Annotated in this window: 10 protein-coding genes and 2 pseudogenes; 5 read left to right on the top strand and 7 right to left on the bottom strand. The window is 46.2% G+C overall.

Annotated features, from left to right (window positions below):
- Nucleotides 1–72: 72 nt before the first annotated feature.
- From GKD17_RS19675 to GKD17_RS19645, 7 genes and pseudogenes are all read right to left on the bottom strand, one after another.
- Entirely contained in the window at nucleotides 73–1,884 is a 1,812-nt protein-coding gene (locus GKD17_RS19675; RefSeq protein WP_007839225.1) for a reverse transcriptase/maturase family protein, read from the bottom strand.
- A gap of 558 nt (nucleotides 1,885–2,442) precedes the next feature.
- Nucleotides 2,443–4,530: pseudogene (locus GKD17_RS19670) on the bottom strand (TraG family conjugative transposon ATPase); the annotation flags it as partial.
- Nucleotides 4,527–4,856 (bottom strand): DUF4133 domain-containing protein, encoded by a 330-nt coding sequence (locus GKD17_RS19665; RefSeq protein WP_004288754.1) that lies wholly within the window; start codon nucleotides 4,854–4,856, stop codon nucleotides 4,527–4,529. The gene GKD17_RS19665 and the pseudogene GKD17_RS19670, both read right to left, overlap by 4 nt.
- 5 nt (nucleotides 4,857–4,861) lie before the next feature.
- Nucleotides 4,862–5,158, bottom strand: coding sequence for a DUF4134 domain-containing protein (locus GKD17_RS19660; protein ID WP_017142017.1), 297 nt, complete (start codon nucleotides 5,156–5,158; stop codon nucleotides 4,862–4,864).
- 264 nt (nucleotides 5,159–5,422) lie between these two features.
- Nucleotides 5,423–6,088 (bottom strand): DUF4122 domain-containing protein, encoded by a 666-nt coding sequence (locus tag GKD17_RS19655; RefSeq protein ID WP_005802631.1) that lies wholly within the window; start codon nucleotides 6,086–6,088, stop codon nucleotides 5,423–5,425.
- Entirely contained in the window at nucleotides 6,076–6,525 is a 450-nt protein-coding gene (locus GKD17_RS19650; RefSeq protein WP_007838792.1) for a DUF3408 domain-containing protein, read from the bottom strand. Before GKD17_RS19650 ends, GKD17_RS19655 begins: the two co-directional genes overlap by 13 nt.
- 8 nt (nucleotides 6,526–6,533) lie before the next feature.
- Nucleotides 6,534–7,328: a ParA family protein gene (locus GKD17_RS19645; RefSeq protein WP_007838791.1), complete on the bottom strand. Its 795-nt coding sequence runs from the start codon at nucleotides 7,326–7,328 to the stop codon at nucleotides 6,534–6,536.
- A 677-nt stretch (nucleotides 7,329–8,005) separates the two neighbouring features.
- On the opposite strand from GKD17_RS19645, the gene mobA reads away from it, so the two are divergent.
- From mobA to GKD17_RS19620, 5 genes and pseudogenes are all read left to right on the top strand, one after another.
- On the top strand, nucleotides 8,006–8,428 hold the full coding sequence (gene mobA, locus GKD17_RS19640) for a conjugal transfer protein MobA (RefSeq protein WP_032936839.1): 423 nt from the start codon (nucleotides 8,006–8,008) through the stop codon (nucleotides 8,426–8,428).
- Nucleotides 8,413–9,660 (top strand): conjugal transfer protein MobB, encoded by a 1,248-nt coding sequence (gene mobB / locus GKD17_RS19635; RefSeq protein WP_007838788.1) that lies wholly within the window; start codon nucleotides 8,413–8,415, stop codon nucleotides 9,658–9,660. The genes mobA and mobB overlap by 16 nt, the downstream gene beginning before the upstream one ends.
- Nucleotides 9,661–9,696: 36 nt before the next feature.
- A pseudogene (locus GKD17_RS19630) lies at nucleotides 9,697–10,686 on the top strand (YWFCY domain-containing protein); the annotation flags it as partial.
- Nucleotides 10,687–11,251: 565 nt separating this feature from the next.
- Complete coding sequence (locus GKD17_RS19625; protein WP_007839264.1) at nucleotides 11,252–13,057, top strand: reverse transcriptase domain-containing protein; 1,806 nt, start codon at nucleotides 11,252–11,254, stop codon at nucleotides 13,055–13,057.
- Nucleotides 13,058–13,740: 683 nt separating this feature from the next.
- Nucleotides 13,741–15,546: a reverse transcriptase domain-containing protein gene (locus GKD17_RS19620; RefSeq protein WP_007839264.1), complete on the top strand. Its 1,806-nt coding sequence runs from the start codon at nucleotides 13,741–13,743 to the stop codon at nucleotides 15,544–15,546.
- Nucleotides 15,547–16,066: the final 520 nt, after the last annotated feature.

The following is a 16,066-nucleotide window of genomic DNA, read 5'->3' as shown; positions in this document are numbered from 1 at the left end:
TATGGCAGGTTTCCAAATGCTCGCCCCCGAACCGGACTTACACCTCTCAGCGTATCCGGCTCTCCACTAATTTCAGTCTATCTTTCCGTCATGTATCTTCTTATGACAACTCCTGCACACTGCAATCGTCTTGCGTTTGCGGGCAATCATGTGTCGTTCCCAGCTTTCCTTTCCCTGCAAGTTCTTTAGCTTCCTTACATGGTGCATAACAAGGTCGTCTGTCGCTCCACATAGTTCACACTCACGGGCTTTCAGCCTTTCAACAAGACTTGTCCGTCCCGCAGTATAAATTGTTCGTGGCATAGTGTCACATTCCGATTTATAGGTGGGTTTCTTTCGTTTGAAGCCACCATCGTAAAAGAATCTTTCCTTTACACCTGTTTTAGTCATGTGTTTTATGATAAACCTACCGTTCTTACGATATTTTTTGTTTACCTCACGTGTACGGCATTTATATTTGCCTGCAAACGTTTTGTACATGCTGTATTCCATGATGTACTTGAAATTATTCAAGGCATGGGCGCAGTTGTTGGCTATGGAGTAATAGTTATAGAAACCCACGATTTCTCGATTATAACTATCAAGGATTTCAAGGTCATCATTGAATATCAGTCCCGATTTACATTTCGGTTTCCATATTTCCTTTCCGTTACGGTTTGTCAGTTCTAAGACTCCCAAATTGAAAAGTTTTTTACGGACAGTTTCCATACTGACATTTAAGCAGACCCTTTTACCATAGGTTCTTCTTAATCTACCCCGTTTATCCCTTTTTTGGTCGTTGGACTTTCTTACAGTGATTTCATATCCGAGAAATTTGGCTGGTCTTTCCGTGTGAGTGACAAGTGTCTTTTCATCGGACAGCTCCAATGCCAGTTTATCAGCAAGGAAGTTTTTAATATCTTCCTTTATCTGTTGTGCATCTTGCTTGCTTCCGATAATTCCCACAAGAAAATCATCTGCATATCTTGCATATTTCATTCTTCTGTAATCGGCGTCCATTTCTTCGCCGTTGGGATATTTAGCCCGTCCTTTTTCTATTGCTTTCAGTTCAAGGATTAGCTTTGTCCTTTGCCTTTCATCTTTTACGGATTTCAATTTTCGCACAATACGTTTTCTTGCATTGCCAAAGTCCATACTTTCTCTACTGAATCTTCGTTTCTTCCCTTTGTCGAATTTGGCTATGTATTCCTTTATATACTTATCCAGCTTGTCAAGGTATATATTAGCCAATATCGGGCTGATGATACCCCCTTGCGGTGTGCCACTGTAAGTATTGTGGAATTGCCACTCCTCGACATATCCAGCTTTCAAAAACTTGCGTATCAGTCGGATGAATCGTTCATCCGCAATGCGCTCCGAGAGAATGTTTATCAATACATCATGGTTTATATTGTCAAAGAAGCCTTTTATATCTCCCTCTACAAACCATTTTGCACCGCTAAACTCCTTTTGGATATGAGTTAATGCAGTATGGCAGCTTCGATTGGGACGAAACCCATGCGAGGTATATTCAAAACTTCCCTCGTATATGGCTTCCAATACCATTCTTACCACTTCCTGTATCAACTTGTCATTGAAAGTCGGCACGCCAAGAGGTCTTTTCTTACCGTTTTTCTTCGGTATGTACACTCTCTTTGACGGTTGGGGTTGATACGTTTCGTCTTTTAACGTATCAATCAACTTTTCAATTCGTTTCAGGCTCATGTTGTCAATGGTCTGACCGTCCGAACCTTTAGTCATGTTACCTTCTTTAGCGTAAATACGCTGATAGGCAACATAGAACATTTCCTCATTGAACAAAATTCTGTAAAGACGTTCAAACTTATAGCTTGCATCCTTACTGTGTTCTGATAGACTGTTTAATACTCTTTCTGGACTTCTCATAATGTCTCTCACATTTTCCGTTAATTGTATTAATAATTAGCTGCTTCCCTTCGCCATGTACAAGGCGTTACCTTGCTCAAACTACTATGGAAGCTCCGTTACCACTCCGAATTTTCATAGGTCGAACCTAATAGCCTTTCGGCACTTCGGGATAGGTAATCCCCGTTTATCACATCGTAACTGTTGGCATGATAGATTGTCGGATACGACTTCCGTCCTTTACTCGCTTACTGCGGTTGTGTCGTGATAAGTTCTTGCTACATTCATACCTATTCACTGAAGTAGTATCACGATATGGCGGTTGATAGTTACCTTACGCCATAGCCTCAAGGGGGACCACTCAGACTATCGTTCAATCAATTCGGACTTTATCCTCATATCTATCTTTTCATCTCGCCATTCAGTCGCAGTTTGGTAACTAACTGACTTATGACTTTTCCGACATGCTACACTCCCTGCTCGGTTAAGTTTTCCCGAAACAGATAAGTCGGCTGATGATAGGTTATTTTCAAAGAACACGTTCCTAATCTCTTGCCAAAGAGATATTTACGATGCAATCTTTACGGGCGCACAAAGGTACTTGATGTATTCGCTCATATTGGCGGACATCAGGGCTTTCCAGCATTCCTCTATCAATATCATCTTACGGATACCTTTGAGCCTGCGCATCTTGGCGATGAAAGTTTCCATAATGATCAGTGTCACCACCGGAAGAAGCACTTTGTTGCTGCTGATATTGTCCAGTTCGAATACGATGAACCGTTTGCCTGTCAGGTCCAGTTCCTTGTCGGAGTTCAGCAGGAAGTCATAGTCTCCGCCCCGGTAGAACGGTTCCAGAACGTTCAAAAAACCGTCAATGTCAAAATCCTTCTCACGCACCTTTTTCTCTTCAATCATTCTTCTGTAGTCATCGGCGACAAACTCATAGAAACCGTTGAAGTCCGGTCTGATGTTCCGGTTCTCCGAAATCTTTCGGATATAGGCGTTCACTGCTCCGGAAAGAGCGACCTCCTCCGAACGTTTCGGCGACTCGTCTTCCCGTTTCCACAAGGTCAGTATCAGCGTGTTGATACTGTCACGCTTCTCCACATCGAATTTTCCGGATTCGGTGTAGAACGGGTTGAAGGATATCGGATTGTCCTCTTCATACGTGATGTAAATCCCGTCCTTCCCGTTGGTACGGTCATGGATCATCCTGCACAGCCCCTGGTAGCTGTTTCCAGTGTCCACCAGCAGGATATGCGCTCCCTGTTCGTAGTATTGGCGGACAAGGTGGTTGGTGAAAAAGGATTTTCCGCTGCCCGAAGGCCCGAGGATGAACTTATTTCTGTTGGTAATGATGCCTTTTTTCATGGGCAGGTCGGAAATATCCACATGCACCGGTATCCCGTTCTGGCGGTCTGCCAGCCGGATGCCGAACGGACTGGGCGAGCTCCTGTAATTGGTCTCTCCGGCAAAGAGGCATACGGCCTGTTCCAGGAAGGTATAAAAGGATTCTTCGGATGGAAAGTCGCCTGCATTTCCGGGGATTCCCGCCCAATAGATGACCGGTGTGTCAATGGTGTTATACCTTGGCGTGCATTCCATCATGGCCAGCTGGCTGCCCGTGTCGTTCCTGATGCGGCGGAACTCTTCCGCATCCTCCGCCCAGGCGATGACGTTGCAGTGGCATCTGACGGGAAGCACTCCTTTGGTATGTGCCTCATCAAGATACATCTCCGTCCACTCCTGGTTAACGGCATTGCTCCGGCTGTATTTTGACAACGAGAGCATATTGCGCGAGTTTTTCTCCATCATCTGCAGGATTTCCTGTGCGTCGTCGATGAACACGTATTGCGAATAGATGTGGTTGCATGACAGCAGCAGTCCTACGGGTGCGGCAAAGGAGAGGCGGCAGTCGCTGCGGTCCGTGGACATCCTCTCGTAGCGCATGTCCGTGGAAAGTCTGCCGGGCAGGTCTTCCGTATCGGAAAGGGTATGCAGGCAGAGGCGTTTGTCACCGATGCGCATCCTGCCGGGCTTGAGGCAGATGTCCTGCAATACGGCGGTCTCATCCTCCAGCGAGAGGGAAAAGTATTTTTCCACCAGTCCGGGACGTTCCTTCGTACCGGTGATTTCGTCTGTTTCCAGACGGCGAAGCCTTATATGTCCGGAATCATTCATAATACGCTCGAACTGTTCCACCGCCTCAAGAAAGCGGGCGGCAGCATCCTTGTCGGTTATCTCTTTGGGCAACAGGAATCCCCGGCAAAGGGTATTGAAGTCACTCTTCCGGCGGCTGCGTTCGCGGGTTGTCTTCGTCAGGAACAGGTAGCATTTGTGATTCAGGTAAGGTCTTTCATTGAAATGCAGCTCATAGCTGCGTGTCAGGAAGCTCTGTTCTCCGTCATCGGTCTTCGGACGGTAGGTTTCCTTGACAAACCAGTCCTGTTTGCAGACGACACTATGTTCCGGCAATACCTTCACGGCTTTGATCCAGGAGGAGTGCATTGCCTCATACTCGTCCGCCGTTACCGTGTACAGTTCGGGCAGTTCCACTTCGAAAGCCACGGTCAGGTCGGCATCCTTGCTCACGATACAGCCGTTTTCTACCGACAACAGGGGGAATCTGCGTTCCAGCGTTTCCGCCTTTAATACATTTCTCATGATTGTTGTTTTTTTCTTCTTCTTGTGAATAATCTGAAAACTCTCTTGCGGTGAATCAGATAGCGTGGATGCCGTTTTTCAGCCAGCAGCTTCATCAGCCCGTGTTCACCGTAACGGGCATTCAAACGGAATATCACCCACACCAACAGGCTGCCGGATAGGATTCCGAAGGATAAGCATATCCATTGGTCCACCCCCGTCAGGTAAAGAAAGACTACCATAAGGAGCACCATCGCAAGCCCTCCGGCAAAGACGAACAGGTATTGCGACTTGAGTCCTTTGAACTCGACGGGGTTGCCGGCACCTTTGTTTACCGGATATTCCATAGGCTTTAGAGGAAGAAGGAACGTAAGATGGTGGCGGCTACGATCAGAAAGATACAGGCAAAGAACCAGCTGGCGGCGGTTTTCGAAGTGTCGGGGTCTCCGCTGGAAAATTTGCCATAGGTCTTGATACCGCCTACCAGACCAAGCACCGCACCGATGGCATAGCATAGTTTGGTGGCGGGATCGAAATACGAGGTCATGAGGCTGGTTGCCTCGTTGATACCCGCAAGGCCCTGGCCCTGCGCAAAGGTGTTTGCGGCGATGACCGCGCACATCACAGAAAAAAGGATTCTTCTTTTCATTGTCGAATCGTTTGGGTAAGACATAAATTTGAATTCGACAACAAAGATAAATGGGGATAATGCGCTATGATTCAGAGGTGTCATCAGGTGTCATCAAATGTCATCAGATGTCTTTGCCGTACAACGGATGAAAAAGAAAAAACAGGTTTCCTCCACTTTGGAAGAATGCCTGTTGCATGTTTTCGTTAAATGGGTACATCATATAAAAAATCCCATATACTTTAACGCATACAGGATTTTCCGAACATGACAAATATTGCCTTTTCAGACCAGATTCCTCCAGTCAGTAACATGTTTGCTTTCTTTCCTCTCTCTTTTCAAAGGCAACGCATTCCCCTCCTTATCCACATACTTCCCCATCAGTTCCTCAATCAGCTTCTTGTTCTCCACTTGGGAGGAGAACAGTTCAAACATGTCCGTTTCCCGGATGGAATGCAGTGTCATGGCCGCCCTGTATGATTTGTTCTCGTCCGAGCCGGCACCATTCAGGTTAAGCAGCACGTCGCCTACATTGAGCAGGTCAGCAGGAGTAACCATCGGAGCAATGGCTTCCGTTTCGGGAGAGCGGCTGTCCAGTTCCTCCTGTTCTTCTTTCAGCATTCTCATCTCCTCCAAAGGCAGTTTGCATTCCACTTCATCTTCCGGAATATCCTTATCCGCTCCGATAAAATCACTTCCGGTTTCCAGTTGCTGGCTCATGTAAGGGGCGACGGTCTTCCCGGCATTCTCGTCCAGATAGACAAAGCGGGTAGCTCCCATTACATCCTGTGCATTTCCCGGTTCACCGTTGTCTTTTTCTGCTTGTGGCCGATTGCGGGGAGTATAAAGCAGATCACAGATTTTACCTATTCTCTCTTTTTGTTTCCATACCTTATATAACAGATAAGCGGTACAGCCGAACCGTATTGATAAATAAACTATTTCTTCCATTCTATTGGCTTTTGAGTTGCTTCTTGATTATATATTTCATTGATGATATGCTGATACCTTTCCAGATGGTCTGACAGTACACTCCCTAAAAACATGGGGACAGACATTTCCGGTGCAATGACCGGCAATACTTTGGCAACAGTCCTGTACAATGTATCGTTAATATAGGTCTGCCTTCTTGCTCCCGACAGTTTCACTTTCAGAAACCGGCTCCGGTATTCATCTGAATCAGCCGCTCCATCCGGTGTTTTTTTTATTTGCTGTCTGGAAGAACCGCTTTTCTTCTCCTGTTTCTCCGGACAAGGTCCAGCCAGACTTTTTGTTTCCGGCTCCTCTTCCGGAGGAACCGTTCTTTCCAAAGCGGTCACATCTCCTGCCATCATGCGTTTCAATGCCTCCTCGTCCACTTGGTAATCCGTTCTTCTTTTGGTGGTCATAATTGTTTTTATTGAAGTTTCAGTATGGTTTCTATTTCCGCTGCCAGCAGGTCCAGACTGCTTCCTTTCATTGCGGAGGAAGATGGAGGGAACAAAGTGCTGCGGAACAGAGGCCCTTTCATTCCGGAGTCTTTTTTGTAACGTTCTGCACTGGGAATGACGGTTTCCAGTACCGGCAATTTCAGCGAACGGAAAATTTCAGTATAGCCGTTATACAGGTCTTTGGAAACACGTTTGTCCATCCGGTTCCAGAACATATGGATACCACGCAAGGGTACATCCTTATGCCGGTGCATGTATTCCCGGATGGCAAGGACAAAAGACATGCTGCTCCGCATTGCCATTCTTTCCTGCGTGATGGGGGTGAGTACATAATCCATATTGATTACGGACTGGAATACACCTGGCACATTTACGGTGCCCGGAAGGTCAAAAAGGACAAGGTCATAATCCAGCTCCGACTTTTCAAGAAAGCGTCCGGCCGTTTCCCGGGCTTCTTCCGGAGTGGAGTTCAGGATGCTGTAGGCTTTCCTGCCGCTTGCTCCGAACTGTTCCACCAGCTGGTTTTGCAGATGCACGTTCTTTTCAATGTTTCCCACTTCCCAGTTCCGCATGGTACTGATGCTGTGCTGTGGATAATCACAATCCACCACCAGTACGTTATACCCCTTCAGGTAATGGAAGTAACTGGCGAGCAATACCGTGAACGTGGATTTTCCCACACCGCCTTTCTGGTTGCTCAAAGCGACAAATAAAGGTTCTTTCTTCATAGACTTGAATTTAGAGTGTATAATTTGTTTCATATCTGTCTGGATTTTTTTGTTTCATCACACGGCAATGCATCCGTTGGTATATGGCAATGACGCATTGTTTGCCGGTTTGCATGAATACATTGCATACCATATTGCACCAGTGTAATACCGGTTGCCGATGGGCATTGCCATATAAGGTGCATTGCACGGATGCAATGTATTCCGTCATGCAGAATTGTCGTGCAGCATATATGGCATTGCACATATAGGGATGATGCCGCATTCACATCATGCACCACCTGTGGCAGGCAAGCAATACCCCTTACAGGACAATGTTTCAATGTATGCCCTCATGCACTGTGCCAAAAGTAGCGGCTATTTTTGAAACTTCCACCAACATTTCCCCTACCTGACATCAGATGTCGTCAGATGTCATCAAATGTCATATCAAACGCTGTTTACCAATCGGTTATCACTGTCTAATTTTGCAAAATCGGAATCAGACGATGGAAAAGAACTGACTTCGTCGGACCACAGCGTTCCGTGAACGTCGCGCAGCAATCCGACGAAGGAGGATTCTCTGTTCAAGCGAACAGAGCAAGTTGTGTTTTCGGCAGCCCGAAACTTTTCGGGCATCCCAAAACCAACTTGCCCGGCAAAAGCCGGGGGATTTTTCTCCAAAGTCGAAAAATCTGGAAAAAAGTCAAATCATAAATTCCCTAAAGTGCATGAAAGAAAGCTCAAGGAAAAAAATGGGACGAAAGCCCAAAGCAGATCCGGCCATACATCGTTACGGCATCAAGTTGACAAATGAAGAAAACGTACGCTTTGAAGCGGCATTCTCTGAATCCGGCATGAAAGAAAAAGCGGGATTCATCAAGAAATCCATTTTTGGAGGTCGCATTAAAGTTGTGAAAATCGACAAGGCGACAATGGACTACTACATCAAACTGACCGAATTCCACAGGCAGTTTCAGGCCGTCGGAAACAACTACAATCAGGTTGTCCGGACCTTGAAGAACAATTTCGGGGAAAAACGTGCGATGGCATTGCTCTACAGGTTGGAGAAACTGAGCATCGAACTGATGCTTGTATGTAAAAAAGTCATGGTGCTAACCCAGGAATACGAGCGGAAATGGTTGCAAAAATAAGTCACGGAACAAGCCTTTACGGAGCACTTGCCTATAACTACGACAAGGTAACGGCAGGTACCGCCGAGATTCTTTCGGGCAACCGCATGATTTCCGACAGATTGGGATTGCCCAGTGAGGACATACGTCTGGCATTGCTCTCTTTTGAGAACTACCTGCTGGCAAACCGCAATACGGAGAAGCCCGTCCTGCATATCTCCCTTTCTCCAGCACCGGAAGACCGGCTGACTGATGGGCAATTGGTAGAGTTGGCGGAACGGTATATGCAGAAGATGGGCTATGGGAATCAGCCGTACATAGCCTACAAACATGCCGATACCCATAATGCCCACATTCATATCGTCAGTGTCTGTGTGGACGGACAGGGAAAAAAGATCAGTGACGCCTACGAGCATCGCCGTTCCATGACCGCCTGTCGGGAACTGGAAACGGATTTCGGCTTGCGCAACGGAGCGGACACGGAAAGGCGGAATCCGAAAGCGGAACTAAAAAAGGTGGACGCTTCCTTGGGAGATGTCCGCCATCAGGTAGGCAACACCCTTAAAGCCGTACTGGAAAGCTACCGTTTCCAGACTTTCGGGGAATACAGCGCACTGCTTTCCACACTCAACATCGAGGCGAAACAGATCAGGGGGGAATACAACGGCATACCCTACACCGGCATTGTCTATTCTGCCACGGATGATACCGGCAAGGTGGTCAGTCCGCCGTTCAAGAGTTCACGTTTCGGAAAACGCTTCGGGAATGAACTGTTGGAAAAGCGGATGTTGATGAATCTGAAAGCTCTCAAAGAGGGGAAATGGGCACCCTCCATACAGGCGGACATCGCCCGTGCCTTGCGGCAGGCGGATTCACGGAAACGGTTTGTGGAACTGCTGGGGCAAAAAAATATCGATGTGGTGTTCCGTGAGAATGAGCGGGGGCGTATCTACGGTGTCACCTTCATTGACCACGACCGACGGGAGGTGTTCAACGGTTCACGCATGGGCAAGGAGTTTTCCGCCAATGTGTTCAACGACTATTTCAAATGGTTGGAAAACATACCCGAAAAGGAACGGGGTGGACATTCCGCTACAGAGCTTTGGCAGCATCACCGTCACGAATCCTCTAGCACGCTCGAACTGGCGGCAGGCATTCTTTCTATGGAAACCAATCCGCGGGATTACGAGGAGGAAGCCTTTGCACGCCGCATGAAGAAAAAGAAGAAGACCGGACGCAAGCGTGGCATTTAGACAAAACAAGTATCAACCTTTTTATACACAATCCTTATGCAACAGGAAGACGATTTGAGGGCTCTCGCTAAGATAATGGAATTCGGCAGGGCTGTGAGTATTTTTCTTTTGGTGGTGCACGTCTATGTGTACTGCTATCCGAGCATGACCGCATGGCATCTGAATCTTGCGGTCATAGATAAGATTCTGGTAAACTTCAACAATACGACGGGTATTTTCAACTGTATTCTCTGGACCAAACTGTTGGCAGTGACTTTACTGGCAATATCCTGCCTAGGAACACATGGAGTTAAAGGTGAAAAAATCACCTGGCCCAAAATCTACGCGGCACTGGTAGCCGGATGCGTGCTGTTTTTTCTGAACTGGTGGCTGCTTGACCTGTCCCTGCCGCACATGATAAGCACCATACTGTACGTTGTAACACTTACCGCAGGTTACCTCGGTCTACTGATGGCGGGATTGTGGATGAGCCGGCTTTACAGGCATAACCTGATGGGGGATGTGTTCAATATCGAAAATGAATCCTTCCAGCAGGAAACCCGGTTGTTGGAGAACGAGTATTCCGTCAACCTGCCTACCAGCTTCCGCTTTCAGGGAAAACAGCATGACGGATGGATCAACGTAGTAAATCCCTTTCGTGCCACCATCGTGCTTGGCACGCCCGGATCGGGCAAGTCGTATGCCGTGGTAAACAATTACATACGCCAGATGATTTCCAAAGGATACAGTTGTTACATCTACGATTACAAGTTCGACGACCTTTCCACCATCGCTTACAACACGTTGTTGAACAACATGGACAAGTACAAGGTCAAGCCCCGGTTCTATGTCATCAATTTCGACGATCCGCACAGGTCACACCGCTGCAATCCCATCAATCCGAAATTCATGACGGATATCTCCGATGCGTATGAGGCGAGTTATACGATAATGCTCAACCTCAATCGCACCTGGATTGAAAAGCAGGGGGATTTCTTTGTGGAGTCACCCATCATTCTGCTTGCCGCAATCATCTGGTACCTAAAGTGCGCCCATAAGGCAGTGTAATAAATATCTATTTAGCAATAGATTAGGTTAGAGTTCTATGAAAATAAGACCTACTGTCATCCGACTTATCCCAGAGGGAAACCCGAGGGGGAGTGTAGCATGTCGGAGAAGCCATAAGTCAGCCAACTGCCACGCTGCGACTGAATGGCAAGACAGAAAGACGGACATGAGGATGAAGCCTGAACTGGTTGAACAACAATCCAGTGGCACATACCAGGGCTGTGGCGGAAGGCAGTTACCAACGCCATATCGCATGTACCCCAGCAAGTGTTTAGGTTGTATGGGGCAAAGAACTGACTGCGACACGTCTGCAATAAGCAGATTAACGGACGAACGTTGCATCCGACAGTCTGTCATGCTTGTTATTACACCCGCTAAATGGGGATTGCCTAAACCGAAACGCCGAAAGGCTATAGAAGTCGTTCTTGAATATTCGGCATGGCAACGGAGCTTCCGTAGTAGTCCGAGCAGGGTAATGCCCTGCACATGGCGAAGGGAAGCAGTTATATAATCAATATAATCAAAGGAAAATGTGAGAGACATTATGAGAAATCCAAAGAATGTATTGAACAACTTAGTGAAACACAGCAATGTATCGGGCTATAAGTTCGAACGGTTGTATCGTATTCTATTCAATGAACAGATGTTCTATACCGCCTACCAGCGAATCTATGCCAAACAGGGCAATATGACCGCTGGGACAGACGGCAAGACAGTTGACGAAATGAGTATTCAGAGAATAGAAAATCTAATCTCCAAGCTTAGAGACGAAAGTTACAAACCCAACCCAGCCAAAAGGGTCTATATCCCTAAGAAGAACGGAAAGAAACGCCCGTTGGGCATCCCGTCTTTTGAAGACAAGTTGGTGCAGGAAGTGGTACACATGATACTGGAAGCCATATACGAGGGAAGTTTTGAAAATACCTCACATGGATTCAGACCACGTAGGAGTTGCCAGACTGCATTAACCCAAATTCAAGATACGTTTCTCGGAACAAAATGGTTTATAGAGGGGGACATAAAAGGCTTCTTCGACAACATAGACCATAACGTTCTGATTGGCATACTCGAAGAACGCATAGCGGACGGGAGGTTCATAAGGCTCATCCGTAAATTTCTGAACGCTGGGTATATTGAAAATTGGAAATACAGACACACGTACAGTGGAACTCCGCAAGGCGGCATCATTAGTCCCATACTGGCTAATATTTACCTTGACAAGTTCGACAAGTACATGGAGGTATACGCCCAATCTTTCAATAAAGGCGCAAGCAGAAGATTGGATAAGGATTACCGTCGGATTAAAGACCGTAAGAACAAGCTGGAAAAGAAACTGAAATCCGAAACCGATACAAAGGTACGGAAAGACCTTATTGATAAAATCAAAGGGTATTACCGACAGATGCAACAAATGCCTTGTGTCATGGAAATGGATGAAGAGTACAGACGGTTGAAATATGTCAGATACGCAGACGATTTCTTGATTGGGGTTGTCGGCAGCCATGAAGAATGTGGGCAAATCAAAGCGAATATCACACAATTCATGAAAGATAAGCTAAAACTTGAACTGTCGGCAGAGAAAACGCTTATAACCCAAGCACAAGAAAAAGCTAAATTTCTGGGATATGAAATAACCGTACGCAACTCCAAAGCCACCAAGAGAGATAAGAATGGAGTGCTCAAAAGAATGTTCAACCGCAAGGTTGTACTTCTACTCCCGAGAGAGGTGGTCAAGAACAAGTTGATTGACTACAAAGCCATGAGGGTTATACAAACCAATGGCAAGGAGGATTGGAAGCCAAAGGCACGCAGTTATATGATGAACCGCAAACCGGAGGATATTGTAGCCCAATTCAATAAGGAGATAAGAGGATTCTACAATTATTACTCGATAGCGAACAATGTATCTACTCTTTGCAAAAGGTTCGGTTATATTATGGAATACAGTATGTACAAAAGCATCGCCAAAAAGCAAAGCAGCAGTGTACGGAAGATTAAAAAGAAATACTCGAAAGACAAAGACTTTGTAATCAGTTACACGGATGCAAAAGGGCAATGCAAATGCCGTGTGTTCTATAATGAGGGTTTCAAGAGAAAAGACGCTCAATGTGATGCTAAATGCGACATAATGCCAAACACCAATTTTCTGCCAGCCTCAAGTCTTGTTGAGAGACTAAAGGCGGAACAGTGCGAGGTATGCGGAGCGCATGGCAAAACGGTGATGCACCATGTTCGTGCCTTGAAAGACTTGACAGGCAAGAACGAATGGGAACGCATCATGCTCAAAATGCACCGTAAAACATTGGCAGTCTGTCCAGAATGTAATGCTAAAATACATGGCAATGTATAACACTAAGTTGAATTATAACGGAGAGCCGTGTACATGGAGACATGTAAGCACGGTTCGGGGGCAGGCTCTCGGAAACCTACCGCAGAAATGCGGCAAGGCGCCGAGTGCCGAGCCTACGTGCGCCCATAAGGCAGTGTAATAAATATCTATTTAGCAATAGATTAGGTTAGAGTTCTATGAAAATAAGACCTACTGTCATCCGACTTATCCCAGAGGGAAACCCGAGGGGGAGTGTAGCATGTCGGAGAAGCCATAAGTCAGCCAACTGCCACGCTGCGACTGAATGGCAAGACAGAAAGACGGACATGAGGATGAAGCCTGAACTGGTTGAACAACAATCCAGTGGCACATACCAGGGCTGTGGCGGAAGGCAGTTACCAACGCCATATCGCATGTACCCCAGCAAGTGTTTAGGTTGTATGGGGCAAAGAACTGACTGCGACACGTCTGCAATAAGCAGATTAACGGACGAACGTTGCATCCGACAGTCTGTCATGCTTGTTATTACACCCGCTAAATGGGGATTGCCTAAACCGAAACGCCGAAAGGCTATAGAAGTCGTTCTTGAATATTCGGCATGGCAACGGAGCTTCCGTAGTAGTCCGAGCAGGGTAATGCCCTGCACATGGCGAAGGGAAGCAGTTATATAATCAATATAATCAAAGGAAAATGTGAGAGACATTATGAGAAATCCAAAGAATGTATTGAACAACTTAGTGAAACACAGCAATGTATCGGGCTATAAGTTCGAACGGTTGTATCGTATTCTATTCAATGAACAGATGTTCTATACCGCCTACCAGCGAATCTATGCCAAACAGGGCAATATGACCGCTGGGACAGACGGCAAGACAGTTGACGAAATGAGTATTCAGAGAATAGAAAATCTAATCTCCAAGCTTAGAGACGAAAGTTACAAACCCAACCCAGCCAAAAGGGTCTATATCCCTAAGAAGAACGGAAAGAAACGCCCGTTGGGCATCCCGTCTTTTGAAGACAAGTTGGTGCAGGAAGTGGTACACATGATACTGGAAGCCATATACGAGGGAAGTTTTGAAAATACCTCACATGGATTCAGACCACGTAGGAGTTGCCAGACTGCATTAACCCAAATTCAAGATACGTTTCTCGGAACAAAATGGTTTATAGAGGGGGACATAAAAGGCTTCTTCGACAACATAGACCATAACGTTCTGATTGGCATACTCGAAGAACGCATAGCGGACGGGAGGTTCATAAGGCTCATCCGTAAATTTCTGAACGCTGGGTATATTGAAAATTGGAAATACAGACACACGTACAGTGGAACTCCGCAAGGCGGCATCATTAGTCCCATACTGGCTAATATTTACCTTGACAAGTTCGACAAGTACATGGAGGTATACGCCCAATCTTTCAATAAAGGCGCAAGCAGAAGATTGGATAAGGATTACCGTCGGATTAAAGACCGTAAGAACAAGCTGGAAAAGAAACTGAAATCCGAAACCGATACAAAGGTACGGAAAGACCTTATTGATAAAATCAAAGGGTATTACCGACAGATGCAACAAATGCCTTGTGTCATGGAAATGGATGAAGAGTACAGACGGTTGAAATATGTCAGATACGCAGACGATTTCTTGATTGGGGTTGTCGGCAGCCATGAAGAATGTGGGCAAATCAAAGCGAATATCACACAATTCATGAAAGATAAGCTAAAACTTGAACTGTCGGCAGAGAAAACGCTTATAACCCAAGCACAAGAAAAAGCTAAATTTCTGGGATATGAAATAACCGTACGCAACTCCAAAGCCACCAAGAGAGATAAGAATGGAGTGCTCAAAAGAATGTTCAACCGCAAGGTTGTACTTCTACTCCCGAGAGAGGTGGTCAAGAACAAGTTGATTGACTACAAAGCCATGAGGGTTATACAAACCAATGGCAAGGAGGATTGGAAGCCAAAGGCACGCAGTTATATGATGAACCGCAAACCGGAGGATATTGTAGCCCAATTCAATAAGGAGATAAGAGGATTCTACAATTATTACTCGATAGCGAACAATGTATCTACTCTTTGCAAAAGGTTCGGTTATATTATGGAATACAGTATGTACAAAAGCATCGCCAAAAAGCAAAGCAGCAGTGTACGGAAGATTAAAAAGAAATACTCGAAAGACAAAGACTTTGTAATCAGTTACACGGATGCAAAAGGGCAATGCAAATGCCGTGTGTTCTATAATGAGGGTTTCAAGAGAAAAGACGCTCAATGTGATGCTAAATGCGACATAATGCCAAACACCAATTTTCTGCCAGCCTCAAGTCTTGTTGAGAGACTAAAGGCGGAACAGTGCGAGGTATGCGGAGCGCATGGCAAAACGGTGATGCACCATGTTCGTGCCTTGAAAGACTTGACAGGCAAGAACGAATGGGAACGCATCATGCTCAAAATGCACCGTAAAACATTGGCAGTCTGTCCAGAATGTAATGCTAAAATACATGGCAATGTATAACACTAAGTTGAATTATAACGGAGAGCCGTGTACATGGAGACATGTAAGCACGGTTCGGGGGCAGGCTCTCGGAAACCTACCGCAGAAATGCGGCAAGGCGCCGAGTGCCGAGCCTACGTGCGCCCATAAGGCAGTGTAATAAATATCTATTTAGCAATAGATTAGGTTAGAGTTCTATGAAAATAAGACCTACTGTCATCCGACTTATCCCAGAGGGAAACCCGAGGGGGAGTGTAGCATGTCGGAGAAGCCATAAGTCAGCCAACTGCCACGCTGCGACTGAATGGCAAGACAGAAAGACGGACATGAGGATGAAGCCTGAACTGGTTGAACAACAATCCAGTGGCACATACCAGGGCTGTGGCGGAAGGCAGTTACCAACGCCATATCGCATGTACCCCAGCAAGTGTTTAGGTTGTATGGGGCAAAGAACTGACTGCGACACGTCTGCAATAAGCAGATTAACGGACGAACGTTGCATCCGACAGTCTGTCATGCTTGTTATTACACCCGCTAAATG

Source organism: Phocaeicola dorei, from assembly GCF_013009555.1.
GTDB lineage: Bacteria > Bacteroidota > Bacteroidia > Bacteroidales > Bacteroidaceae > Phocaeicola > Phocaeicola dorei.
This window is presented reverse-complemented; position numbering and strand designations above follow the sequence as displayed.

Excerpts from the sequence above, each read along its gene's own strand:
- GKD17_RS19675 (WP_007839225.1), bottom strand. The coding sequence starts at position 1,884 with ATGAGAAGTCCAGAAAGAGTATTAAACAGTCTATCAGAACACAGTAAG.
- GKD17_RS19665 (WP_004288754.1), bottom strand. The coding sequence starts at position 4,856 with ATGGAATATCCGGTAAACAAAGGTGCCGGCAACCCCGTCGAGTTCAAA.
- GKD17_RS19660 (WP_017142017.1), bottom strand. The coding sequence starts at position 5,158 with ATGAAAAGAAGAATCCTTTTTTCTGTGATGTGCGCGGTCATCGCCGCA.
- GKD17_RS19655 (WP_005802631.1), bottom strand. The coding sequence starts at position 6,088 with ATGGAAGAAATAGTTTATTTATCAATACGGTTCGGCTGTACCGCTTAT.
- GKD17_RS19650 (WP_007838792.1), bottom strand. The coding sequence starts at position 6,525 with ATGACCACCAAAAGAAGAACGGATTACCAAGTGGACGAGGAGGCATTG.
- GKD17_RS19645 (WP_007838791.1), bottom strand. The coding sequence starts at position 7,328 with ATGAAACAAATTATACACTCTAAATTCAAGTCTATGAAGAAAGAACCT.
- mobA (WP_032936839.1), top strand. The coding sequence starts at position 8,006 with ATGAAAGAAAGCTCAAGGAAAAAAATGGGACGAAAGCCCAAAGCAGAT.
- mobB (WP_007838788.1), top strand. The coding sequence starts at position 8,413 with ATGGTTGCAAAAATAAGTCACGGAACAAGCCTTTACGGAGCACTTGCC.
- GKD17_RS19625 (WP_007839264.1), top strand. The coding sequence starts at position 11,252 with ATGAGAAATCCAAAGAATGTATTGAACAACTTAGTGAAACACAGCAAT.
- GKD17_RS19620 (WP_007839264.1), top strand. The coding sequence starts at position 13,741 with ATGAGAAATCCAAAGAATGTATTGAACAACTTAGTGAAACACAGCAAT.